The organism is Methylorubrum zatmanii (assembly GCF_014845115.1).
Classification (GTDB): Bacteria; Pseudomonadota; Alphaproteobacteria; order Rhizobiales; family Beijerinckiaceae; genus Methylobacterium; species Methylobacterium zatmanii.
Genome location: NZ_NKUI01000318.1, coordinates 1 through 637, shown reverse-complemented (window position 1 = coordinate 637; position 637 = coordinate 1). Strand labels below are relative to the sequence as shown.

Here is a 637-nt window from a genome sequence, read left to right as displayed (position 1 = left end):
GCCGCACGGGCGGCTGCGCAACCCGGATCAGCTACGCCGCCCGCGCTGGCGTCGAGGCCTGACGTCCCCCCATCGCTTTGGTCCGGCGTGAGTGCGAGTTTTCCGGTTGTGTGAGCCCCTGAGGGGAGGAGCAGAGCCGTGAAGAAGAGCAGGTTCACCGAAGAGCAGATCGCCTTCGCGCTGAAGCAGGCCGAGACCGGGACACCGGTCGCGGAGGTGCTGCGCCGGATGGGCATCTCCGAACAGACGTTTTACCGCTGGAAGAAGCTCTACGGCGGCTTGGGCACAGGCGAGCTGCGGCGGCTGAAGCAGCTTGAGGACGAGAACCGCAAGCTCAAGCAGCTGGTTGCCGATCTGAGCCTCGACAAGCACATCCTGCAGGACGTGCTCGCAAAAAAGCTCTGACGCCTGCTCGGCGACGCGAGCTCGTGCACCAGGTTCAGGAGGCGCACGGGGTGAGCGAGCGGCGCGGCTGCGCCGCGCTCGGCGTCGGTCGGTCGGGCGTCCGCTACCGCTCGACCAAGCCCGATCAGGCACCGCTGCGGATGCGCATCTGTGATCTGGCCAAGAGCCGGGTGCGCTACGGGGAGCCTGTCTCTTATACACATTGTACGCTCCCGTCGAATAAAGGGTGGTA

1 pseudogene is annotated in these 637 nt (G+C 65.9%); it reads left to right on the top strand.

The window, feature by feature from the left end:
* Positions 1-138: 138 nt before the first annotated feature.
* Positions 139-637, top strand: a pseudogene (locus MZTS_RS24270) (transposase); the annotation flags it as partial.